23 protein-coding genes are annotated in these 21,527 nt (G+C 61.2%); 6 read left to right on the plus strand and 17 right to left on the minus strand.

Annotated elements, in window-relative coordinates:
- Window positions 1-43 precede the first annotated feature (43 nt).
- Entirely contained in the window at window positions 44-691 is a 648-nt protein-coding gene (chpT, locus tag AC1RT6_RS07355; protein ID WP_079445669.1) for a histidine phosphotransferase ChpT, read from the minus strand.
- A 189-nt stretch (window positions 692-880) separates the two neighbouring features.
- Here chpT and AC1RT6_RS07360 point away from each other — a divergent pair, with 189 nt between their 5' ends.
- Window positions 881-1,669 (plus strand): 3'(2'),5'-bisphosphate nucleotidase CysQ family protein, encoded by a 789-nt coding sequence (locus tag AC1RT6_RS07360; protein ID WP_087881097.1) that lies wholly within the window; start codon window positions 881-883, stop codon window positions 1,667-1,669.
- Window positions 1,670-1,686: 17 nt separating this feature from the next.
- Here AC1RT6_RS07360 and AC1RT6_RS07365 read toward each other — a convergent pair whose 3' ends face one another.
- Window positions 1,687-2,193, minus strand: coding sequence for a YHS domain-containing (seleno)protein (locus tag AC1RT6_RS07365; RefSeq protein WP_079445667.1), 507 nt, complete (start codon window positions 2,191-2,193; stop codon window positions 1,687-1,689).
- Window positions 2,194-2,303: 110 nt separating this feature from the next.
- Here AC1RT6_RS07365 and AC1RT6_RS07370 point away from each other — a divergent pair, with 110 nt between their 5' ends.
- Together AC1RT6_RS07370 and AC1RT6_RS07375 are read left to right on the plus strand one after the other, a co-directional pair.
- The gene (locus tag AC1RT6_RS07370) at window positions 2,304-2,909 is read left to right on the plus strand and encodes a DUF1134 domain-containing protein (RefSeq protein WP_079445666.1); all 606 of its coding nucleotides are present in this window, start codon (window positions 2,304-2,306) and stop codon (window positions 2,907-2,909) included.
- 191 nt (window positions 2,910-3,100) lie between these two features.
- A complete protein-coding gene (locus AC1RT6_RS07375) occupies window positions 3,101-4,372 on the plus strand; it encodes a coiled-coil domain-containing protein (protein ID WP_079445665.1) in 1,272 nt (423 codons plus the stop codon).
- A gap of 72 nt (window positions 4,373-4,444) precedes the next feature.
- Here the strand turns inward: AC1RT6_RS07375 and argF are convergent, their stop codons facing one another.
- Window positions 4,445-5,371: an ornithine carbamoyltransferase gene (argF, locus tag AC1RT6_RS07380; RefSeq protein ID WP_079445664.1), complete on the minus strand. Its 927-nt coding sequence runs from the start codon at window positions 5,369-5,371 to the stop codon at window positions 4,445-4,447.
- Entirely contained in the window at window positions 5,368-6,579 is a 1,212-nt protein-coding gene (locus AC1RT6_RS07385; protein WP_079445688.1) for an aspartate aminotransferase family protein, read from the minus strand. The genes argF and AC1RT6_RS07385 overlap by 4 nt, the downstream gene beginning before the upstream one ends.
- Before the next feature lie 455 nt (window positions 6,580-7,034).
- Between AC1RT6_RS07385 and AC1RT6_RS07390 the strand changes: the two genes are divergently transcribed.
- Window positions 7,035-7,541 carry a GcrA family cell cycle regulator gene (locus AC1RT6_RS07390; RefSeq protein ID WP_079445663.1) on the plus strand — a complete coding sequence of 169 codons (507 nt, stop codon included), beginning with the start codon at window positions 7,035-7,037 and terminating at the stop codon, window positions 7,539-7,541.
- 249 nt (window positions 7,542-7,790) lie between these two features.
- On the opposite strand, the gene phoB is transcribed toward AC1RT6_RS07390, so the two are convergent.
- From phoB to AC1RT6_RS07440, 10 genes are all read right to left on the minus strand, one after another.
- Complete coding sequence (gene phoB, locus AC1RT6_RS07395; protein ID WP_079445662.1) at window positions 7,791-8,495, minus strand: phosphate regulon transcriptional regulator PhoB; 705 nt, start codon at window positions 8,493-8,495, stop codon at window positions 7,791-7,793.
- A 21-nt stretch (window positions 8,496-8,516) separates the two neighbouring features.
- Window positions 8,517-9,233, minus strand: a complete 717-nt coding sequence (phoU, locus tag AC1RT6_RS07400; protein WP_079445661.1) for a phosphate signaling complex protein PhoU — start codon at window positions 9,231-9,233, stop codon at window positions 8,517-8,519.
- A gap of 33 nt (window positions 9,234-9,266) precedes the next feature.
- On the minus strand, window positions 9,267-10,085 hold the full coding sequence (pstB, locus tag AC1RT6_RS07405; protein WP_079445660.1) for a phosphate ABC transporter ATP-binding protein PstB: 819 nt from the start codon (window positions 10,083-10,085) through the stop codon (window positions 9,267-9,269).
- Entirely contained in the window at window positions 10,082-10,927 is an 846-nt protein-coding gene (pstA, locus tag AC1RT6_RS07410) for a phosphate ABC transporter permease PstA (protein WP_079445659.1), read from the minus strand. The genes pstB and pstA overlap by 4 nt, the downstream gene beginning before the upstream one ends.
- Before the next feature lie 82 nt (window positions 10,928-11,009).
- The gene (gene pstC / locus AC1RT6_RS07415; RefSeq protein WP_079445687.1) at window positions 11,010-11,999 is read right to left on the minus strand and encodes a phosphate ABC transporter permease subunit PstC; all 990 of its coding nucleotides are present in this window, start codon (window positions 11,997-11,999) and stop codon (window positions 11,010-11,012) included.
- A 127-nt stretch (window positions 12,000-12,126) separates the two neighbouring features.
- Window positions 12,127-13,152, minus strand: coding sequence for a phosphate ABC transporter substrate-binding protein PstS (gene pstS, locus AC1RT6_RS07420; protein ID WP_079445658.1), 1,026 nt, complete (start codon window positions 13,150-13,152; stop codon window positions 12,127-12,129).
- Between the two features lie 125 nt (window positions 13,153-13,277).
- Window positions 13,278-14,630: an ATP-binding protein gene (locus AC1RT6_RS07425; protein WP_244553402.1), complete on the minus strand. Its 1,353-nt coding sequence runs from the start codon at window positions 14,628-14,630 to the stop codon at window positions 13,278-13,280.
- Complete coding sequence (locus tag AC1RT6_RS07430) at window positions 14,611-15,666, minus strand: putative bifunctional lysylphosphatidylglycerol flippase/synthetase (protein WP_079445685.1); 1,056 nt, start codon at window positions 15,664-15,666, stop codon at window positions 14,611-14,613. Before AC1RT6_RS07430 ends, AC1RT6_RS07425 begins: the two co-directional genes overlap by 20 nt.
- 129 nt (window positions 15,667-15,795) lie before the next feature.
- A complete protein-coding gene (locus AC1RT6_RS07435; RefSeq protein WP_079445657.1) occupies window positions 15,796-16,122 on the minus strand; it encodes a hypothetical protein in 327 nt (108 codons plus the stop codon).
- Between the two features lie 4 nt (window positions 16,123-16,126).
- Entirely contained in the window at window positions 16,127-17,518 is a 1,392-nt protein-coding gene (locus AC1RT6_RS07440; protein ID WP_079445656.1) for an OmpA family protein, read from the minus strand.
- Window positions 17,519-17,782: 264 nt separating this feature from the next.
- Here AC1RT6_RS07440 and AC1RT6_RS07445 point away from each other — a divergent pair, with 264 nt between their 5' ends.
- Window positions 17,783-18,841, plus strand: a complete 1,059-nt coding sequence (locus AC1RT6_RS07445) for a polysaccharide deacetylase family protein (protein ID WP_079445655.1) — start codon at window positions 17,783-17,785, stop codon at window positions 18,839-18,841.
- A gap of 129 nt (window positions 18,842-18,970) precedes the next feature.
- Here the strand turns inward: AC1RT6_RS07445 and AC1RT6_RS07450 are convergent, their stop codons facing one another.
- Together AC1RT6_RS07450 and AC1RT6_RS07455 are read right to left on the minus strand one after the other, a co-directional pair.
- Window positions 18,971-20,749 carry an EAL domain-containing protein gene (locus tag AC1RT6_RS07450; protein ID WP_374708855.1) on the minus strand — a complete coding sequence of 593 codons (1,779 nt, stop codon included), beginning with the start codon at window positions 20,747-20,749 and terminating at the stop codon, window positions 18,971-18,973.
- Window positions 20,750-20,830: 81 nt separating this feature from the next.
- Entirely contained in the window at window positions 20,831-21,019 is a 189-nt protein-coding gene (locus AC1RT6_RS07455) for a hypothetical protein (protein WP_493029371.1), read from the minus strand.
- A gap of 49 nt (window positions 21,020-21,068) precedes the next feature.
- On the opposite strand from AC1RT6_RS07455, the gene AC1RT6_RS07460 reads away from it, so the two are divergent.
- Window positions 21,069-21,290, plus strand: a complete 222-nt coding sequence (locus AC1RT6_RS07460) for a hypothetical protein (protein ID WP_493029373.1) — start codon at window positions 21,069-21,071, stop codon at window positions 21,288-21,290.
- Window positions 21,291-21,331: 41 nt separating this feature from the next.
- Here the strand turns inward: AC1RT6_RS07460 and AC1RT6_RS07465 are convergent, their stop codons facing one another.
- On the minus strand, window positions 21,332-21,520 hold the full coding sequence (locus AC1RT6_RS07465; RefSeq protein WP_472791277.1) for a hypothetical protein: 189 nt from the start codon (window positions 21,518-21,520) through the stop codon (window positions 21,332-21,334).
- Window positions 21,521-21,527 lie beyond the last annotated feature (7 nt).

Genomic DNA, 21,527 nt, shown 5'->3' on the forward strand with positions numbered 1-21,527 from the left:
AACCTGGAAACCATTTGTTAACCTGGTCGGTGAGGCGGAGGCTTTAGTTGGCAGTCGCAACCACCTGGTCGCCGTCGGCGACAAGCGAAATGCTGATGCCGCAGGCGTCTGCCAGCAGACGGGTGTAATAGGGTTGAACCGCGTGGGCATCGACGGTGTTGGACGAACCAGACGCTAGAAGATCGGCGACGGGCTGCGACACGCGGGCATTCAACCCGGCGGCGGTGATCCGGAAGCCCATGGCCTCGCCCTCCCCGAGCGAGTCGACCGTTAGCACTCCCCCGCGGGGAATCGTCTGCTGCGCGATCATCAGCAAGTTGAGCAAGAGTTTCACCCTGTTCTTCGGCAGCAGAAGGCGCGGTAAATTCCAGGCGAGCGTGATCTTGCCGTCCTCGAAATGGCCCTTCGCCATGTTCTGGGCATCGCCGAGGTCGATCTGCGCTCCGGCCGAGCCCGCTGCCCCGAATGCGAGACGGCAAAACTGCAACCGCGCCGAGGCAATTTTGGCGCTCTTGCGAATCAAATCGAGGGCAAACTCACGATCGTCCGGCTTGGGATCGTCGTCCAATACCTCAAGTCCGTTGACGATTGCGCCTACGGGACTAATGAGGTCGTGACAGACGCGTGAACAGAGCAGTGCCGCGAGTTCAAGCGCGTCGGGAGCGGAATCGGGAGACGGTGTGCCAGACATAAAATGTATTCCTGGGATCAGTTTCGGCAACTCCGCAGCACGCGGACATGGCGAATCAAACGATCTTCAGAGTTTGATACACGGCCTGAGCCTGTGCTGCCACCTTGAGGCAGTCGCCGCCGTCCCCCGGTGCTACGCAAGGACACCTCGAACGTGCCGGTGATCGACGCTCACTCCGCTGCCGCGCTGATGGACTCACTCACGGAACTGGTCGCGAAAGCCGGCGCCGCCGTGCTCTCGGTCAATCGCGGCCGCATGATGATCGGCGGCAAAATCGACGGGTCTCCCGTCACGGACGCGGATCTCGCCTCTGACCGTGTGATCGCCGAAGGACTCGCGCAACTCCGCCCCGATATTCCGGTGCTGTCCGAGGAGCGCGTGCATCTCGCGACACCGCCTTACTCCGGAAGTTTGTTCGTGATCGATCCGCTGGATGGCACCAAGGAATTCATCGCGGGTCGCGACGAATACACGGTGAACCTTGCAATCGTGACGGACGGGGTGCCGCTACTCGGCATCATCGGCGCGCCGGCGCTCGGGTCGATCTGGCGAGGTCTTGTCGGACGCGGCGCCCAGCGCGTCGCGGTCACGCCGGACGGCGGTGAGTCCGGCGCCGCAAAGCCGATTGCGACCCGACCGCTTCCTCCCCCCGGCTCCCAATGGGTCGCCGCCGTCAGCCGCTCCCACGCCGACCACCGCTCGGACGCATTCATCGAGCGCCGGCCCGGCGCGGTGCGCAAACCGCTCGGCTCCGCCGTCAAGTTCTGCCGGATCGCGGAGGGCGGCGCCGATATCTACCCACGACTCGCCCCGACCGGCGAATGGGACGTTGCGGCAGGTCACGCTCTGGTCACCGCCGCCGGCGGCAAGGTCACGGATGAGTTGGGTGCGCCGCTGCATTTCGGCCTAGCCCGCGAGGGGTTTCTGGTCCCGGAGTTTATTGCCTGGGGCGACCCTTCTGCCGCGCCCCGAGGTTAGGCGAAGCCGGCGCAGCACTACTGCGCGAGGGTTTCTTTCAGCACGGCCCAGCGGCGCGTCGCCTCGCGCAGATAGTGCGTCGGATTAGCCGCGAAAGCCGCGCGACTGTCCTCATGACCGAATAGATAAAGCCGCTGACCGAAAATCAGCCAGAGTCGCGCCGTTCCAGCGCAAGTCACACCCCGCGCAATATCCACCGGATCGTAGCCCCCGAAACGTGGACTATAAACATCGGGGTTGGCGATGAAAAAGGCGCGGTTGTCGGGATTGCTGAAGCGCCAGATAGCGCCGCCCTGCGAGACCTCGTAGTCGGCGTCGCCCTGCACCGGCCGTGCGTCGGTAAAAAAAGCCACGGGATCGAACCCGCCGATCGCCAGCCCCGTATACCTGTCGACCACGACCCGTTCGGAGGTGGCGGCCCGAGCCGCCAAATTGATGTCCGAGATAGCGAAGGCGCACCCCAGCGAGGCGATCACGGCTATTCCGAGGCGCAAGCCATATCTTTCCTGCCGCCGTGCCGTCATAGTTGGTGCCGATAACTCGCGAGTCGGGGGACGATCGCCGCATCCTACGAACCTGCATCTCAGCATCGGGTTAAGGACGCAGTGACAAGTTGCTACTTGGGGTGCTTTTCATGACTCTTATTTCGCGCCTTGCAGCGGTCACGCTCGCTGCGGTGATGTTCGGGACTGTGCCGGCCTCTGCCCAGCAATCGGCGCCTTACCGGGCACAGCCGGCACAACGGAGCAGCGGTCCTGGGACCTATTCGTCGGATGAACTCCTCACATCCGGAACCCGGTTCTTCGGCAACGTCTCACGCGGGCTCGCCTCGGTCATCGAACGTGCGGTGAGCCAATGGGGCCTGCCGAACGGCTACATCCTCGGCGAGGAAGGCTCGGGGGCCTTTGTGGCGGGGCTGCGCTACGGCGAGGGCACCCTCTACACCAAGAATGCCGGCGACCTGAAAGTCTATTGGCAGGGGCCATCCGTCGGATTCGACTGGGGCGGCGACGGCGCCCGCACCATGACGCTGGTCTACAACCTGCCCGCCACAAGCGCGATCTATCAGCGTTTCGCAGGCATCGACGGTTCCGCCTATATCGTCGGCGGCTTCGGAATGACGGCGCTGACCGCAAACAACATCGTGCTGGTGCCGATCCGCTCGGGTCTCGGACTACGGCTCGGCGCCAATATCGGCTATTTGAAGTATACGCCCCAAGCGACCTGGAACCCGTTCTGACGTCCAGCGAATATCCGCAGAAGGATGCGGTCTTGCATCAAAGTACGCGCACGTTACTAACTGAAAGCATTTTCTTGCGGCTATTCCGCTTGGTTGGGAAACCGATTGAGGCGTAGCGCTGGCGTTTTACCGGCCGCCCGTGGCATGGTAACCAGATCCCTAGCGCCTATCCGGGTTGTGGAGCGTTGCCCATGGTCGAGCCGATCATGTATCTGGCGATCGGTTTTCTAATTTCGATGCTGTGCGGACTGATGGTCATGCCGCTCGTGCACGACCGCGCAGTCCGCCTCACCATCAAACGCATGGAAGCCGCTACCCCGATGTCGATGGCTGAAATCCAGGCCGACAAAGATCAGTTGCGTGCCGAATTTGCGATGTCGGCGCGGCGGCTGGAAATGAGTGTCGACCAACTCAAGAGGAAGGTCGCCAGCCAGTCCGCTGAGCTCGGCAAAAAGGCCGACGCAATCAACCGCCTGAAGGTGGAGCTCGGCGAGAAGAACGCGAGGATATTCAGTCTAGAGGGACGCGGGAAAACGGCAGGGGAGCGATTGCAGTCAGCCGAACAGGAGCTTGCCACCAAGGCGGAAATGTTGCGGAGCGTCGAGCAGACCCTCGCCGAGCGGCAAAAGGAACTCGGGCGGCTTCGCCAGGACTTGTCGGACCGCTCGTTGACTGCCGAAGGCCGGCAAGCCGAACTGTTCGTCGTACGCGCGCAGATCGAGCGATTGCAGAGCCGCCTCAACGATATCGAAAACGAACTCGCCGCTACGAATACACTACTCGAGCAACAGCGCGGCCAAACAACAGTCGCGGCCAGGGAGCGCGACGAGGCACGCAAACACGTCGAGAATCTAAGCCAGCGCATCGTCAAGATTGACGGCCAGCTCATCGACAAAACCAAGGACGCGGAAAGGCTCGGCGGTCGGGTCAGAGAACTCGAAGCCGACTTCGCTGCGCAGACCACGGCGCTTGCCGAGCGAAATACGAAGAACAGTGAGTTGCGGCGAGTCAAAGCTGCCGCGGAACGCGCCAACAGTGAGTTACGCGACGAGATTGCGTCGCTAAACGGCGGTAAGTCTCCGCTCATCGATGGGCTGCGCAACGAAATACTGGCGACCGAACGGGCGCTGCGCGCTGCCCACGACGAGCGAACCAAATTGCAGCGCGACATCAACGTGCTCCAGCGTCAGGCGGAGTCCGGTACGGTCGAGCAGATGGAAAACGCGCTGTTGCGGGAGCACATTAATGACATCGCCGCCGAAGTCGCGAGGCTGGCCATGACCATCGAAGGGCCGGATTCCCCGATCGAAGCCATCCTGACGGCAACAGCTACGGGTCCCGCCAAAGCCACGAAAACGGTCAATGGCTCGGCGGGTAACGGAGCGATTCCGGTTAGCACGCTGGCCGACCGCATCCGTGCTCTGGAATCTCATGCCCCCCGCGCGGGACGCCGGCCGGGCTAGCTCGCGTTACATCAGGCTTGGCCGCCTCCTTAAATTGGCCGCCTCCTTAAAACACCGGCCGAAACCGCTCCGCTATCCCGCCGCGTGGAGACACCAGGCCAGAATGCCCTTCTGCGCGTGCAGCCGGTTTTCGGCCTCGTCGAACACCACCGACTGCGGTCCGTCAATTACCTCGTCGGTGACCTCGTCGCCGCGATGCGCCGGCAGGCAGTGCATGAACAGCGCGTCCGGCTTTGCGAGCCGCATCAGCTTTGAATTGACCTGGTAAGGCTTGAGCAGATTGTGACGGTGCTCGCCGTCTTTGTCGCCCATCGACACCCAGGTGTCGGTGACGATGCAGTCTGCGCCGCGCACCGCCGCTTCCGGATCCGTGACGAGCCTGATCGGCGCGCCGCTCGATCTGATCCAGTCCTTCAGCAGCTTGTTCGGTGCAAGCTCCGGCGGAGTCGCGATGTTGAGATTAAAGCTGAAGCGCTCCGCCGCGTGCGCCCACGACGCCAGCACGTTGTTGTCGTCGCCGGTCCACGCCACGGTACGGCCCTTGATCGGCCCGCGGTGTTCCTCGAAAGTCATCACGTCGGCCATCACCTGGCAGGGGTGCGATCGCCGCGTCAGTCCGTTGATGACGGGCACGGTTGCGTGGGTCGCCAGTTCCGTCAGCGCGTCGTGGCTGAGGATGCGGATCATGATGATATCGACGAAGCGTGACAGCACCTTCGCGGTATCAGCGATGGTCTCGCCGCGTCCGAGCTGCATTTCGGCCCCGGTCAGCATGATCGCCTCGCCACCGAGCTGGCGCATGCCGACGTCGAACGACACGCGGGTGCGTGTCGAGGGCTTGTCGAAGATCATCGCCAGCGTCTTGCCTTCGAGCGACCTGTCGGCGATCCGGCCCTCCTTGCGTCGCTTCTTCATCGCGACGCTGGCGTCGAGAATCGCGCGCAGTTCCGTCCTCGGCACGTCGAACAGATCGAGAAAATGCCGTGGCGCCTTGCTCATTGCGCGGCTTCCTTCTTGGCGGATGCGCCGGACAGCCTGACGCAGGCCCGCTCCAGCCGCCGCACCGACTCGTCGATCTCGGCGTCGCCGATGATCAGCGGCGGCAGCAAGCGTACAACGTTTTCGCCGGCGCCAACGGTCAAGAGCTTTTCCTCACGTAGCGCGCTGACCAGATCGCCCGATGGGACCACGGCCTTGAGGCCAATCAGAAGCCCCTCGCCTCGCACATCGCTAAGCACATCAGGGTATCGATCGACGACCGAAGCCAGCTTCTGTTTCAAAAGCAGCGACATCTTTCGGGTCCGCTCGAAGAAGCCAGGCTCAAGCATCACGTCGAGCACGGCATTGGCCGCCGCAACCGCTAGCGGATTACCGCCAAAGGTCGAACCGTGCGAGCCAGGCGTCATGCCGGAAGCGGCTTCCGCGGTCGCAAGACAGGCGCCGATCGGAAAACCGCCGCCGAGCGCCTTCGCCAATGACATCACATCCGGCGCAACGCCAATGCGCTTGTAGGCAAAGAGATCGCCGGTGCGCCCCATACCGGTCTGCACCTCGTCAAAAACCAGCAGCAGGCCACGCTCGTCGCAAAGCTGACGCAGCGCTCGGAAGAACGCGTGGGGCGGCTCGCGCACGCCACCTTCGCCTTGCAACGGCTCGATCAGGATTCCGGCGGTCTCAGGACCGATCGCCTTCTTTACGGCTTCGATATCGCCGAGCGGCACTTGGTCAAAGCCGTCCGCCGGCGGCCCGTATCCTTCGAGATATTTTTTCGAGCCGGTGGCAGCCAGCATCGCCAGCGTGCGGCCATGGAAGGCGCCTTCAAAGGTGACCATCCGATAGCGTTCCGGATTGCCCCTGTGGGCATGATAACGGCGCGCGACCTTGATGGCGCACTCCACCGCCTCTGCGCCGGAATTGGCGAAGAAGACGAAATCGGCAAAGCTCTGGTCGCAGAGCCGTGCCGCCAGACGCTCGCCGTCGGGCGATTTGAAAAGGTTCGAGACGTGCCAGAGCTTTGCCGCCTGCGCCTGAAGCGCGGCGACGAGATGCGGGTGACAATGGCCAAGCGCATTCACGGCAACGCCGCTGGTGAAATCGAGATAGCGTCCGCCGTCGGAGCCAAGCAACCAGGCTCCCTCGCCGCTCTCGAATGAAAGATCGGCCCTTGCGAAAACGGGCAATAGATGAGACGCCGCTGCTGTAGTCATGACGATTTGCCGGTTGATGGGAAGCGGAACGGCTCGGCTGCGCTGTGGCGCGACCAACGAACTGTCAGCCCCGGAAACGAAATGTGCCGCCTTTCAAGGCGGCACGCGACGGTTATTCTAGGTGCGCGGCGATTACTGTCAATATTCCACTTGTGCTTCGGTGATGCGGGAAAGTCGCAGAATGAGCCGATTCTCTCATTTTCTTGCAGAACATGTGGACGCCGTAAGGCCCGACTCTTGCGCGTGAGTCACGGCATATTGTAGCCTTAGGCTTGTCGAATACGACATCTCGTGCGGCGTTTTGATCCTCGATCGGTCCCTGTTCTCAGCGTAAGCGCCCGGGCGTTTTCCCGCCCGGCGAGGGTTAAGGGATTCTGCCGACACGAGTTTCTCAGGGGGCGCTTCAGGTGCGCGGCCTTGCGGGGGGCACGCCTTAAACAAGGGAACAATGTGCGATGACGGTGATAACCTGGACCGACGACCGTGTCGAACAACTGAAGAAACTTTGGGAAGCGGGACTTTCCGCAAGTCAGATCGCCGCCGAACTCGGCAACGTGACGCGTAACGCGGTGATCGGCAAGGTGCACCGGTTGGGTCTATCGGGCCGCGCCAAGAGCCCTTCGTCAACGGTGCCGCGGCCGCGCAAGGCCCGTCCGGCCCAGCACATGATGCGGGTGTCCCGCCCTGTCTCCCGGGGAAATACCGCGCTCGCGCAAGCCTTCGAGATTGAACTCGAGCCAGACCCGATCGCCTACGACAATGTCGTGCCTATGAGCCAGCGGCTATCGCTACTCGAACTCAGCGAAGCCACTTGCCATTGGCCGGTTGGCGACCCCTCGAGTCCGGAATTCTTCTTCTGCGGTGGCAAGGCTCTCACCGGCCTGCCTTATTGCGCGCACCACTCGCGCATCGCCTATCAGCCCGCCGCTGACCGTCGCCGCCAAGCGCCGAAGGCGCGGTAATCACAGCGTAACTTCAAATCTCGTCATAGCCGGGCTTGAGCCGGCCATTTCGTTTTGCGTCCAAGCAGATCGTAGATCTGCGGGAAGCCGCGGTTGACGCTTTATAGCGTTTTCGAGTGAAGTCGATGCCGGTTCGCGTGAAGGAAACGCGTCAAAACAGCATCTAGACCTTCGTTTCTGATTCAATCAAAAACAAAATGCTCTAGCGCAGCATCACGACAATTATCGACGCTGTTCAGCTATCCCCGCTTACTCAGTCGCGCTCGCGAACTGCTCGTCCAACGCGTAGCCTGCACCACGCACCGTGCGGATCGGATCCGCCTCACCACCCGGACTGAGCAGTTTGCGCAGTCGTCCGATGTGAACGTCGACGGTACGCTCGTCGATATAGACGTCACGGCCCCAGACGCTGTTGAGCAATTGCTCGCGGCTGAACACCCGGCCGGGATGCTCGAGAAAAAACTCCAACAGCCGATACTCGGTCGGGCCAAGATCGATCGAACGACCGGAACGCGCAACGCGGTGCCTATCGCGGTCGAGCTCTAGGTCGCCAAAAATCAGGATCGATGCCAGCCGCGCCGGACTCGCGCGCCGCAGCAGGCTTTTTACCCTCGCCAGGAGCTCCGGCACCGAGAACGGCTTGACCACGTAGTCGTCGGCGCCGGTCGCAAGCCCCCGCACCCGCTCGCTCTCCTCACCGCGAGCGGTGAGCATGATGATCGGAAGCTGCTTGGTTTCGGGACGCGCCCGCAGCCGGCGGCATAGCTCGATGCCGGACAGGCCCGGCAACATCCAGTCCAGCACCACAAGATCGGGGATGCGCTCTTTCAGCCGCGTATCCGCCTCGTCGCCCCGCGTTACCGTTTCGACCTCATAACCTTCGGCTTCAAGATTGTAACGCAGCAGCGTCGTCAACGCTTCCTCGTCTTCCACTACCAGAATGCGTGCACCCATCGTGTCTCGCCTGATCCCGTTTCAGTTCTGTGGAGTCGCCGATGCGAAACCAGTCATATCCCCCTTGGGACGCTTGTCGAGAATCTGCTGACCCTCGATCATGTAGAACACCGTCTCGGCAATGTTGGTGGCGTGGTCGCCGATTCTCTCGATGTTCTTGGCGCAGAACATGAGATGAATGCAGAACCCGATGTTCCGCGGATCCTCCATCATGTAAGTCAGGAGTTCGCGGAACAAAGAGGTGCAGATAGCATCCACCTCCTCGTCCCCCTTCCAGACTGCCATCGCCGAAGGCAGATCGTGCGCCGCATAAGCGTCGAGCACCGACTTGACCTGGGACCGCACGAGATCGGTCATATGTTCGAGACCGCGGATCAGTTTCAGCGGGCGGAAATCGCTGTCGATCGCAACCACGCGCTTGCCCATGTTCTTGGCGAGATCGCCGATGCGCTCCAGATCGATAGCAACTCGCATGGCGCCGACGATCTCGCGCAGATCCACGGCCATCGGTTGTCGCCGAGCGATAGTCAGCATGGCGCGTTCCTCGATCATACGCTGCAGCTTGTCGATTTCGGCATCGGCGGCCACGACGCGAGCACCCAATGCAACGTCGCGGCGGATCAACGCGTCCAGGGATTCCACGATCTGCCGTTCAGCTAGTCCGCCCATTTCGGACACCAGCCGCGTCAGCTCCTGGAGGTCGTCGTCGAACGCCTTGGCGGTGTGTTCGAAAGCCATATCAAAATTCTCCTCGCGTCTCCGCAGGCAGCCTCAGCCGAAACGGCCGGTGATGTAATCCTGGGTGCGGCGATCTAAGGGCGATGTGAACAGCTTGTTGGTCGGACCGAATTCGATCATCTCGCCGAGATACATGAACGCGGTGTAGTCCGATACGCGCGCCGCCTGCTGCATATTATGGGTAACGATCGCAATGGTGTAGTGCCTTTTCAGCTCATCGATCAGCTCTTCGATTTTGGCCGTTGAGATCGGGTCGAGAGCCGAGCACGGCTCATCGAACAGGATCACCTCGGGCCGCACCGCAACGGTCCGCGCGATGCACAGGCGCTGCTGCTGACCACCGGAAAGGCTGAGTCCGCTCGCATTGAGCTTGTCCTTGACCTCGTTCCACAAGGCGCCGTCCCGCAGTGCCTTTTCCACCCGATCGTCCATTTCCGATTTCGGCAGCCTCTCGTACAAGCGGATGCCAAACGCAATGTTGTCATAGATCGTCATCGGAAACGGCGTCGGCTTCTGGAACACCATGCCGACCCTGGCGCGCAAAAGATTAAGATCGAGCTTGGGGTCCAGGATGTTGGCGTCGTCCAATAACACGCGTCCTTCGACGCGCTGGCCGGGGTACAGGTCGTACATGCGGTTGAAGATGCGAAGCAGGGTCGATTTTCCGCAACCCGAGGGGCCGATGAAAGCCGTCACGCGGTTGCCGGCGATCGACAGGTTGACGTTCTTTAGCGCATGATGCTGGCCGTAATAGAAATTGAGGTTAAGAGCGTCGATCTTCACCGGAATGACCGGATCAATCACCGGCGGTGGAGCAGCCGAGCCTGAGGCGGCGACGGAACCGTGGGTCATTTTGCGATCCTCTCAGAGCCCATCAACCTCGCAATGATGTTCAGCGCCAGTACCGCCAAGGTGATCAACAGCGCGGCGCTCCACGCCAGTTCTTTCCAGTAGACGTAAGGGCTCTGCACGAAGTTGTTGATGGTGACAGGAAGGTTAGCGACCGGGTTGGTCAGGTCCATGCTGAAGAATTGGTTGCTCAAGGCGGTGAACAGCAGCGGCGCGGTCTCGCCGGCAACGCGCGCGGTGGCAAGCAGCACGCCGGTGATCAGGCCGGTTCGCGCGGCGCGATAGGCGATGCGCTTGATGACGAGCGAGCGCGGTAAGCCGAGCGCGGAGGCCGCCTCGCGCAGCGAGTTCGGCACCAGGCTCAGCATGTCCTCGGTGGTGCGCACCACGATCGGAATGACGATCACGGCGAGCGCTAGTGACCCCGCGAGCGCCGAGAATCCTCCCATCGGGACCACCACCGCGCCGTATACGAACAAACCGATGATGATTGAAGGCGCACTGAGAAGGATGTCGTTGATGAAGCGAATGACCGGCGCGAGGCGATCGTGCTTGCCGTATTCCGCGAGGTAGGTGCCCGCAAACATCCCGATCGGCGCACCTACCCCCACACCTATCACCGTCATGATGATGGAGCCGACAAGAGCGTTCAGCAGACCGCCTTCGGACGCGCCGGGCGGCGGCGTGTTCTGGGTGAAAAGCTGCCAGCTCATCCCGGCGAGACCGTTATAGAACAGCGTGAACAGAATGAGCCCGAGCCAGGAGACACCGAATGCGGCGGCAACAAAGCAGAGGGCGCGGACGATAACGTCTCGACGGCGGCGGGACGCATAGATCGGATTCATGGCTTGACCTGAACAGGCATAATCGCTGGACAAACGAATTCGTTTGTCGGGAAAAACCGGGTTCCGTTCTTCCGTGCCATGCCTATTTCCCTGCCTTCTTCTCCAACCGCAACAGCAACAGCCGCGCTGCAGCGAGCACAAAGAACGTCAGAACGAACAACAGCAGACCGAGCAGCATCAGGCTCGACTGATGCAAGCCGTCGCTCTCCGCGAACTCGCTGGCGATCGCTGCGGAAATCGTCGTGCCGGGCGCGAAGATCGATGGCGAGATGCGGAACGAGTTGCCGATAATAAATGTCACCGCCATCGTTTCGCCGAGCGCACGGCCGAGCGCCAGCATGGCGCCGCCGATCACGCCAACGCGCGTATAGGGCAGCACAACGTGCCAGACGACTTCCCAGGTGGTGCAGCCGACGCCATAGGCCGCCTCTTTCAGGACGGGCGGCACGGTTGCGAATACGTCACGCGAAATCGCGGTGATGAAAGGCAGCACCATGATCCCGAGGATCAGCGACGCGTTGAACAGGCTCAGATACGACGGCGGACCGCCGAAGATCGCACCAAGGACCGGCACACCTTCAAATAGGTCTATGAAGAAGGGCTGCACCGTGTTGGCGAGGATCGGACCGAGGATGAAGAAGCCCCACATGCCGTAGATGATCGAAGGAATGCCCGCGAGCAGCTCAATCGCCATGCCGATCGGCCGGCGCGCCCACAGCGGGCACAGCTCGGTAAGGAAAACAGCAATTCCGATTCCGACCGGGACAGCGATCATCATGGCGATGACCGAGGTCAGGACGGTGCCGTACACCGGACTCAGCGCGCCCAGCACCGGCGGCTCGGCGGACGGCGCCCAGCGCTGCGTCGTCAGGAACCCGCTTCCATACTCCACAATCGCAGGCCAGGATCCCACGACCAGCGAAATGATGATTCCGCCAAGCAACATCAGAACGAGCATCGCGCTGATGCGCGTGGTCCAGTAGAACGCGCGATCCCCGAACCTGAATGCGTTCAGAGCGCGGGTTCGATCATAGCGGTCCGCCGACTCCACCGCGCTGCCATGAAGGGCTATTTCCGTCACGCCTATTCCTATGTCCTGTATGTCTCGCAAAGCATCATGCCCGGGATACGGAGACAGCTTTTTTGCACCAGTCAAAAACTAGTGGAGGAGCGCTCTGGCGCTCCTCTACTACCCAAGATCAGCTTTTGATCTCGGAGGTCCAGGTTTTCTTGATTTGCTCGACGACCGAGTCCGGCATCGGAATGTAGTCGAGTTCCTCAGCCATCCTGCCGCCCTTCTCAAACGCCCATTTGAAGAACTTGATGGCTTCAGCGGAGGCCGCCTTGTCGGCCGGCTCATTGTGCATCAGGATGAACGTCGCGGCTGTGATTGGCCAGGAAGTCTCGCCCGGCTGATCCGTCAGGATGACGTAGTATCCCGGCGAGTGAGCCCAATCGGCGCTGGCGGCCGCGGCCTGGAAGGAAGCGATGGTCGGCTGCACCGCCTTGCCGGCCTTGTTGACGAGCGCGACATAAGTCAGCTTGTTCTGCTTGGCATAGGCGTATTCGACATAGCCGATCGAGTTCTTGGTCTGGCCGACATTGCCGGAAACCCCTTCATTGCCTTTGGCACCGACACCCGCCGGCCATTCGACCGCGGTGCCCTCGCCGACCTTGGACTTCCACTCCGCGTTCACCTTGGACAGATAGTTGGTGAAATTGAACGAGGTGCCTGACCCGTCCGAACGATGCACCACCGCGATCGGAGCCGAAGGCAGCTTGACGCCCGGATTGAGTTTCGCGATCACAGGATCGTCCCACTTCGTGACCTTGCCGAGATAGATATCACCGAGCAATTCGCCCGAAAGAACCAGTTCACCAGGCTTCACGCCCTCGACATTCACGACGGGTACGATCGCTCCCATCACCATCGGCCACTGCACAAGACCATCCTTCTCGAGCTTGTCGGCCTTCAGCGGCGCGTCGGTCGCGCCGAAGGTCACCGTCTTGGCAAGAATTTGCTTGATGCCGGCGCCCGACCCGATCGACTGATAGTTCAGACCGTTGCCGGTCTCTTTCTTGTAGGCATCAGCCCATTTGGAATAGACTGGAAACGGGAAGGTCGCGCCCGCGCCAGTGACATCGGCTGCCTTCGCCGGAACCGAAAAGACAGCCGCAGAGGCGACGACGAGGCCAGCGGCGGCGATGACCCGGAAGAAATTCATGCGCGATCTCCCTCGCATTGAGCAGAGAGCGCGGTTGCGCTCATCGCCCCTTCTAGGTACGGCCGATGCTGCTTTTACGACAGTTTGACGACAGTGGCATGACACATCCAAGCATCTGAAATGATTTAATTTTCAGCTTCCGTCGCGTTCTGCGCCTGTGGAAAACAAGCGGTAAAGCTCGCGCCATGACCGGGCACGCTCTCGATCAGGAGCCGACCGCGATGACGGTTGAGAATATGTTTCACCAAGGACAGGCCGAGGCCTGTGCCGCCTTGAGCCCGGCTGTCGCCGACGTCGACCCGATAGAAGCGTTCGGTAAGGCGCGGCAAATGCTCAGGCGCGATGCCAGGACCGAAATCCCGCACCACCACCCGGAATTCCGGCGCGCCCTCCGGCGAGACGCCGAGCATCGACGACACCATGACCCTGCCGCCGGACGCGCCATATTTCAGCGCGTTCTCGATCAGGTTCTCGAATAGCCGCAGCAGCTCCTCACGATCGCCGCAGATCCGCACCGAGGCCTCGGGCAATGCGACCTCGATCTCGACATGACGCTCCGCCGCCAGCGGCTCAAGTCCGTCGACGACCTCTCGTACGATCGGAACAACATCGACAATCGTCTCTGGACGCACATGCGCCGACAGCTCGACCCGCGACAGCGACAAGAGATCGTCGATCAGCCGTGCCATCCGCGCCGCCTGCGCGTGCATGATGCCAAGAAACCGCTCTCGTGCCCGGGCATCCTCGCGCGCAGGACCTTGCAGCGTGTCGATGAACCCCGAGAGCGCAGCGAGAGGCGTGCGCAACTCGTGGCTCGCATTGGCGACGAAATCGGCGCGCATTTCCTCGACCCGGCGCAACGGCGTCTGATCGTGAAACGTCAAAAGCATGCAATAGTCGACGCCACCGAATGCAGTCGGCACCGGAATCGGCGTGATGATCAATTCCATCCACCGATCGACCGGAACAGGATTGAGATAGGTCGTCCGCCGCGATTCCCGGGTCGCAATCGCCTCACGCAACGCTGTGACGATCTCAGGCGCTCGCAGTGCGAACTGCGCGAGCTCGCTCCGGCGCAACGCCGGTACGAGCTGCGCCGCCGCGGCATTGAGATGGATGACGCGGCCGACCCTATCGAGCAGCACGTTGGGATCCGGCATACCGGCAACGATGGCATGTGCCACCTCCGTCTCGACCGGATTGGCCCAGAGTTCGGTTTCGCGCGAGGCATCCGGATCCTGAACCTGCCAGGGCACCAGCGCCGCACCGGTGATGCAGACAAAGGCAACGATGGCGCCCAAAGGCTGCAAGCCGCCGAACACAACCAGTGCGGTCAAAACAAGCCCGGCAACGAGCAGGATGAGCGCGGAGCGGCGCAACCGGTCCGGCCAGGATGTGGACCTCGCACCGGGCCCTGAGACCCGGGAGGCGTTTGCTTCCGCAGCCGCTTGAGTGCTGTCAGGCGCCAGAATCGCCATGCTCCCCCAGATAGGGCAGTTTACTGTCGGGTCCAGCTTTCGATCCGGTCGGCGCCTTACCCACGCGTCTCATTCGCGCGCTGACAAAAACTTCCCGAAACGTGAGCAAGATTATGGAAATGGTGAAGGGCAAAACATAATAGAACAGCCGGAACAACAGCATCCCGGCCAGAAGATCCTTCTTCTCCATCTGCCACAGGCCGATCAGCATGGCAGCGTCGAACACGCCGAGCCCCCCGGGCGAATGACTTGCAAAACCCAGCAACGTCGCGGACACAAAAATCACCGCGACAACGACAAAGCCGACATTGGGCTGGTGGGGAAGCAGCACGTACATCGCGAGTGCGCAAAATCCCAGATCGACGATTCCGATAAAAATTTGCAGCAGCGTCAGCCGACTGCCCGGCAGAACCACCGTCCATGCCCCGCTACCAACGCGACGCGGCCGGATCCCAACCCAGATCACATACCCGATCAGTGCAAGAATGATCGCGATTGCGATCAGCCTATTGAACACTGGCGGAAGCTGATCAATGCTCGTCGCCGCCTCGGGGTGGTAGGCGATACCAAGTCCGAGCACGGCGGCATTGCCGAGCCAGAAGGTGAGACCCGCCAGAAAGCAGACTTTTGCGACATCGACCGCATTCAACCCCCAGGCGGAATAGATGCGATAGCGCACCGCCCCGCCAGTAAACACGCTGGCGCCGACGTTGTGGCCGACCGAATAGCTGGTAAAAGCCGCGAACGCCGTGACGCGGTAGGGGACATGAGTGACCCCGATGGTCCGCACTGCAAACAAGTCATAGAATGTCAGCGTGAAATAGCCCGCGGCAACGAACAGGCCCGCCAACGCGATCGAGCTCCACTCGGTCCGCTTGATGGCCTCCATCACCTCCTCGACATCGATGTCCCGGAGAATATGGAAGAGCACGTAGAAAGCGGCCGCGATAACAGTGACGCTGATCGCCACACCGAGCTTGTGCAGGATTCGTTTCCGGCGCAGAATCGAAATCGCTCTGCGTATTAATCCAAGCATCGAGAACCTCGAAATGCGGTCCACGGCAACGTCGTGCCTTTCCGCATTCATTCACGGGACATGGTCGTAGCGTGTTTTGGTTCCTAGTGGAATTCAGCCGGCGTCAACAAATCCCTTAATTTCAACACATCAGAGTGTCTCGCCAGAGTGTTCCGTCGATCCCCCGGACGCCGCCTGACGCGAGACTACCCCCTCGCGCAACCACGATCCGACCGCGCAACCTACAAGATAGACTCCGAGCATCACCAGTCCAAGGTCAAGCCAATAACCGAACCGGCCGGGAACAACGTGCATGAAAGCTGCCACAATCAGCGCTAAGACCAAAGCCGATAGCCACCGCGCAGTTGGTTTTGGGACTCCCCGCCCGCGATGCACCACCGCAATCCAACCCATAGCAAGGCCAAGCAGCAACGATACAATGAGCCAAACCCAGTGAAATCCTGCCAGGTAGACCATATCTTTACTGCCTCACAATGAAATCAATGCGTCGATTCTTCGCTTTGCCCTCGTCGGTGTCATTGGTGGCAATTGGCTGAGCGCTGCCGAATCCGATCGGCCTGAATCGACTGGCAGGCAATCCGGCTTTCACCAGAAAGTCCACAACCGCCTGCGCGCGTCGTTCAGACAGTGTCTGGTTAAATGACGCATCACCGTCACTGTCGGTGTGCCCCACGATCTCGATTGTGGCCGTCGGGCAACGCAGCGCGGTTTCCGTCAATTGATCGAGCAGGCCGATCGAATCGAGCTCCAACGTCGCCTGACCGGTTTCAAACTGAATGGTGCGCTTCTCCAGAAGTTCACCGAACAGTTGCTGACACACCGTCGGATCGACCGGGGCTGCCGGCGGCTTGACCGAAATTTCCATTTTTGCCTCCCAGCCACGAGGTAGATCCTTGGGCAAATTAGCGCGGATTTGCCTTTCGGCCGGGTCATATAGCGCGTCGCCGGAGAGATCGACGCTCCGATCAGAGACGACGAGTCTCCCTGTCGACAGACGCGACAAAGATCGCAGCGCCCGCGTGACGACGGCATCGAAGCCTGCCGGCGCACCCAGACTTGCCTTGAGCTTATCGATGATTTTCTCGCCGAATTTGCGGCCCGCGGATGCAACGATCGTGGCATGAATCGCATTGTCGGGCACATACCCCGTCAATATCAGCGTCCCGGCGACCGGATCCTTGTTGGCCTCGAAGACATATGGCGGGGCGTGAATATCGTTGGCGACCGAATATCCGTCAGGCAAATTCTTCAGCGCCGAGGCGATTGCCTCGCGTCCGCCAAGTTCACGCGCCATGCCTGACAGGTTCACCGTTAAATCCGAAATCGTTGCCTTGCCGGTCTTGAGCTTGCCTGTCTCACCGATCAGTAGTGTCGCTGCGGCTTCAAATCTCGGCGGCGCCCCGCGCTTTAAATCCATGTGATCAGCGATGTCGATGCCGGCAAACGTTGCACGCGCAGCGTCCAGCAGTTTGTTCTTGACCACCGGCAACGGCGCGTTTCCGCCGAGCGTTACCCTTCCGACCTTCCGTTCGATGGTCCAAACAAACGGTTTGGCTTCGGCGACGAGCGCGGTGCGATCGTTGACCCGTCGCACACCCGGGACCGTCTCTACCGAGGCCACCGCGTTGCTGCGTTCCTGCTCCGAAAACGCCTCGGCGGAGAACATAATGTCGCGCCCGGCGGCGCTGATCGTGGTTTTATCGAGAACGCTGTCCTTGAGTACGGCGGCGGCCTGCTCGCTCAGATCGGCTTCCAGCGGACCCGTTGTCGTCCAAGCGGCTAGCCCCCAAAGAACGGTGAGCGGGATGACACCCGGCCACCACTTGCTGCTCCATCTGAAAAATCCGCGCATTCAATATCCTGTCGCGCAAAATCTGCCGGCTGCCGACGGACCGGATCATGCAATCCGCTCCAGCTTTTGAAACGCGCACCGGGTAAAGCCGGACGCGATTCGGTCGGCCGCGCGTGACGAAATGAAGAGAAAACAAACCCTTGCCGGGCTGTCAAACCGAAATGAAACGGAGGCCTCATCAGCGACGGACCGAAGGGATAACCGTTTCTTCAACCGTTTCCGACTAAGATTTGGTCAACAGCAGGGACTGGCCGATCACTTCAAATGAAGCAGCTCCGCAACACCGTCATTCGGGCCGGATTGGATGCCCTGTATTTCAGCGGCGCTCATCATCTGCTGCGGCCGATCTTCGCAGGCGTCGGAACGATCTTCATGCTGCACCATGTGCGGCCGCGCCGAAATGCTCCATTCCAACCCAATCATCACCTGGAAGTGACTCCGGAATTTCTGCGCATGATCCTGGCCCATGTCCGGTCGCGCGGAATCGACATCGTGACCGCGGACGAGATGCATCGCCGGTTGAGCCAACGCGACTTCTCGCGACGGTTTGCGTGCTTCACCTTCGACGATGGCTACCGCGATAACCGCGACTTCGCACTGCCCGCAATGCGCGAATATGACGCGCCGTTCACCGTCTATGTCGCGAATGATTTCGCAAACGGAACCGGTCACCTCTGGTGGGTAGCGCTCGAACGGGTCATTGCCTCCACCGAGCGGATCGACAGCACGATCGGTGACACCGCCATACGTCTCGATACCCGCACAGTCGAACAAAAGCAGGGAGCGTTCTCTCTCATTCACGATCTGCTGCGTGGGCTGCCGGACGACCGCGATGTCGCGCGCGAACTGGATGGGTTGTGTGCACGCTATAGCGTCGATGAATCCATCATCAGCGCGGAGCTGTGTCTATCCTGGGACGAATTGAAAGCGTTCGCCACCGATCCGCTGGTCACGATCGGCGCTCATACCGTCAGTCACTGCAACCTCGCAAAGCGAAGCGAGGAGCAGGCCCTTCAGGAGATCACCTTCAGCCGGACACAGATCGAAGCTGTCTTGCAGCGTGCGGTCGTCCATCTCGCCTATCCCTACGGCGACCGTGACGCCGCGGGAGTGCGCGAGTTCGCTATGACCAAGGCGGCCGGTTTCAATACTGCGATCACGACGCGACCGGGCATGATCTTTCCTGAGAATGCGGAGCATCCGACCGCGCTACCGCGAATTTCCCTCAACGGAAACTATCAGACTGCCCGCGTCCTTCCGGTGCTGACGTCGGGCGCTGCCACCGCCCTGTGGAATGGATTCCGTCGCGTTGACGTCACCTGAGGCTTGAAGACGTTGTGCTCAAGCGTGCCTATTGGGATGAACACATCTCGTCACACATCATCGCGGTGCATTCCGATCTTCCCGACAGAAGCGAAGAGGCAGCATCTGCTTCATTGCGAATAAAGGATTTCAGTTCGCCGCCGGAACAGCCGCCGGAACGTTCCATGGCCGCGTCGGCGAAGCGAGGCCGATCAGCCTACCCTGGATGTAGTCGCAGCCCCAGTCGCGCAGCATGGCGGCGGATTGCTCGTCCTGAACCCACTCGGCAACCGTCCTGATATCGAGCCGCCGCGCGAGATCGATCAGCGTCTGCACGAACGCCCGGTCGTCGGAGGAGCGCGCGAGGTTGTGCACGAACGCGCCGTCGATTTTGACGATATCCACGCCGAGCTTGCGCAAGTTCCGGAACGAGGTGTAGCCGGCTCCGAAATCGTCGATCGCAATGCGACTGCCCAAGTTCTTCAACCGCGTGACGAATCGTTGGACGTCGTCGATATCCTGTATCGCCGCAGTTTCGGTAATCTCCACGGTCAGGCGTTCGGCCACGCCGGGATGCGCACCCATCAGTGCTTCGATCGCTGTCCACCAATCAACGTCCATGGTGGTCTCCGGCGAGATATTGAGGCTGAGCCGGACGTGGGGCGCTTCCGCGAGCTCGGCGATGACAAGCTCCAGCACGCGATGATCGACCAGACGGATCAGACCGAGCTTCTCCGCTACCGGCACGACATCAGGCGCGAGCAGAACCTGACCGTTCTGCTGCTGCATCCGGACCAGGCACTCATAAAACGCCGTTTCACGCGTGCGCGCGTCGACCACCCGCTCGAAAGCGGTGAGAATACGGCGCTCGTTCAATGCGGTCACGATCTCGTCGGTAACCCTGATGTTGATTCGACGCTGCGCGTCGCGCTCAATATCGGGTCGCCACACTGCGAGCGAACCGCTACGGCGACTTTTCGCAGCCTCGAGGACTTCCTGGGCGCGATTGATCGCTTCATCAGCGGTCCGAGCATAACGCGGAGCCAAAACGGCGCCGATCGAGGCGGTGACCGAAACGGGGCCGGATTTGGTCATCACGATCTCTTCGCGGATGCCCGCCAGAAGGCGTTCGGCCGCGACACTCACGTCGTCCAAACCGCAGTTCTTCAGGATCACTCCGAACTTGTTGCCGGAGAAGCGGCCAAGAACGTCGCCGCCGCGCAATCGCGCCCGGATGCGCCTGGCGACATCGCCGATCACCTCGTCGGCGACATCGAAGCCGAAAGCATTGTTGATGCGCGCGAGGTGATCGATCCCGACCATCATGAACGCAAACGACGAGCGGTAGCGCACGGCTTCCTCGATCGCTTCGGCGAGAGCCGCCGTCAGATACGTGCGATTAAGCTCGCCGGTCAGGGCATCGTTCCGGGACAGACTGATAAGCCGCTCGTCCCGCGCCCGCCGCTCATTCTCAAGCCGCACGATACCCTCGACGCGCACCGCCTTGCCATCGGCGTCGGCGAACCAGCATCCGGACTCCTCAATCCACAGCATCGGCGCGGAGGCACTGGCGCGCAGTCCATATTCGATGCGATAGGGCACTCCCTCCCCACAGCGCTGCCGGGCGGTTGGCGTGGCTGACAAAATATCGACACGGATCGATCCTGACGGTTCGATCAGAGCTCCATACCCGTTTCCGGTAGCAAGCGAGGGCGGGTCGATGTCCTGAAAGATCGATGCCGCTCCCTCGGTCCAGGTCAGGGAATCGCTTGGAATATCCCAAGTAAACGCGGCCCGACCCAGCGCCGCAAGAATCGCCGGCACCCGGGGTTCTTGAGTCGCTCGGGGCAGGGCCGTAGGCGCGCTGGCGGCTTGTGACGCATCAGCGCCGGACGAGGGATTGACTGCCGGTGAAATGGCGGATGTCACGGTCGCCTCATTTTAGGACGCTGCCAAGTGATTCCCATCTTAAAGAATAGAGCGTCCCGTCCCGGACACGCTAGGTAAAGTTCATAAAACAACCCTAAAGATCGCCATTTCCAACCCAAATGCGTTTCCTTCCCAAGGAAGCGGTCCCGGCACAGCTTTTGCGATGGTCGTTGCGAGCACGGGCACAATGTCCCGGAACAACACATTCACACAGGCTGCATCAACGATGACGATCGCAGGAACGGGCCGGATATCTGGAATCGCTGCCAATCCCAGGCGGGACCGCAGCGGCGCGACAAAGTCTCCGAGCCCAGGGCCGATGTCAGCCGTCGCGCCCGTGGAGCGTCGGCTGGTTCGGCGTTCCACGGCGCGCCATGACGCGTTCTTTGTCACGCAACTGATCGCCGTCGCGGAGCATAGTCCACAGACGCGGATGTTCCGCCGCGCGACGCCACAGGTCGCCCAGGCAGCCTATCATTCAACGGGCGAGCGGAATCAAGCGGGCGCGCGGTCTGGTCCGCGGCTACTGCGCGTCATCTGAGCCTCCAGCCTTTCCGTTCTGACGAACTCAGAAGCTGGGCGCTAGCGGCGGGACTGATCAGAAGGCATCGGCGTTTCGCTGCCCGGCTGGATGCGAGGACCCGGAACATCCGGATGCCGTTCGGCTCCGGCAGTCTCGCCATGAACGATCGGCGGGACACTCTCCGGAACCTGCTCGGCAACGACCGTTAGTGCGTCGGCGGGCTCCGGCGACGAAACCGATGACGCCATGGATGCA

It is taken from the genome of Nitrobacter sp. MLSD-S21 (assembly GCF_058809865.1).

Coding starts and splice junctions, on each gene's coding strand:
- pstS (WP_079445658.1), bottom strand. CDS start 13,152: ATGAATTTCTTCCGGGTCATCGCCGCCGCTGGCCTCGTCGTCGCCTCT.
- AC1RT6_RS07425 (WP_244553402.1), bottom strand. CDS start 14,630: ATGGCGATTCTGGCGCCTGACAGCACTCAAGCGGCTGCGGAAGCAAAC.
- phoB (WP_079445662.1), bottom strand. CDS start 8,495: ATGGGTGCACGCATTCTGGTAGTGGAAGACGAGGAAGCGTTGACGACG.
- AC1RT6_RS07385 (WP_079445688.1), bottom strand. CDS start 6,579: ATGACTACAGCAGCGGCGTCTCATCTATTGCCCGTTTTCGCAAGGGCC.
- AC1RT6_RS07365 (WP_079445667.1), bottom strand. CDS start 2,193: ATGACGGCACGGCGGCAGGAAAGATATGGCTTGCGCCTCGGAATAGCC.
- pstB (WP_079445660.1), bottom strand. CDS start 10,085: ATGACCCACGGTTCCGTCGCCGCCTCAGGCTCGGCTGCTCCACCGCCG.
- AC1RT6_RS07375 (WP_079445665.1), top strand. CDS start 3,101: ATGGTCGAGCCGATCATGTATCTGGCGATCGGTTTTCTAATTTCGATG.
- AC1RT6_RS07360 (WP_087881097.1), top strand. CDS start 881: ATGGACTCACTCACGGAACTGGTCGCGAAAGCCGGCGCCGCCGTGCTC.
- chpT (WP_079445669.1), bottom strand. CDS start 691: ATGTCTGGCACACCGTCTCCCGATTCCGCTCCCGACGCGCTTGAACTC.
- argF (WP_079445664.1), bottom strand. CDS start 5,371: ATGAGCAAGGCGCCACGGCATTTTCTCGATCTGTTCGACGTGCCGAGG.
- AC1RT6_RS07370 (WP_079445666.1), top strand. CDS start 2,304: ATGACTCTTATTTCGCGCCTTGCAGCGGTCACGCTCGCTGCGGTGATG.
- AC1RT6_RS07465 (WP_472791277.1), bottom strand. CDS start 21,520: ATGGCGTCATCGGTTTCGTCGCCGGAGCCCGCCGACGCACTAACGGTC.
- AC1RT6_RS07460 (WP_493029373.1), top strand. CDS start 21,069: ATGTCAGCCGTCGCGCCCGTGGAGCGTCGGCTGGTTCGGCGTTCCACG.
- AC1RT6_RS07430 (WP_079445685.1), bottom strand. CDS start 15,666: ATGCTTGGATTAATACGCAGAGCGATTTCGATTCTGCGCCGGAAACGA.
- AC1RT6_RS07445 (WP_079445655.1), top strand. CDS start 17,783: ATGAAGCAGCTCCGCAACACCGTCATTCGGGCCGGATTGGATGCCCTG.
- phoU (WP_079445661.1), bottom strand. CDS start 9,233: ATGGCTTTCGAACACACCGCCAAGGCGTTCGACGACGACCTCCAGGAG.
- AC1RT6_RS07440 (WP_079445656.1), bottom strand. CDS start 17,518: ATGCGCGGATTTTTCAGATGGAGCAGCAAGTGGTGGCCGGGTGTCATC.
- AC1RT6_RS07390 (WP_079445663.1), top strand. CDS start 7,035: ATGACGGTGATAACCTGGACCGACGACCGTGTCGAACAACTGAAGAAA.
- AC1RT6_RS07435 (WP_079445657.1), bottom strand. CDS start 16,122: ATGGTCTACCTGGCAGGATTTCACTGGGTTTGGCTCATTGTATCGTTG.
- pstA (WP_079445659.1), bottom strand. CDS start 10,927: ATGAATCCGATCTATGCGTCCCGCCGCCGTCGAGACGTTATCGTCCGC.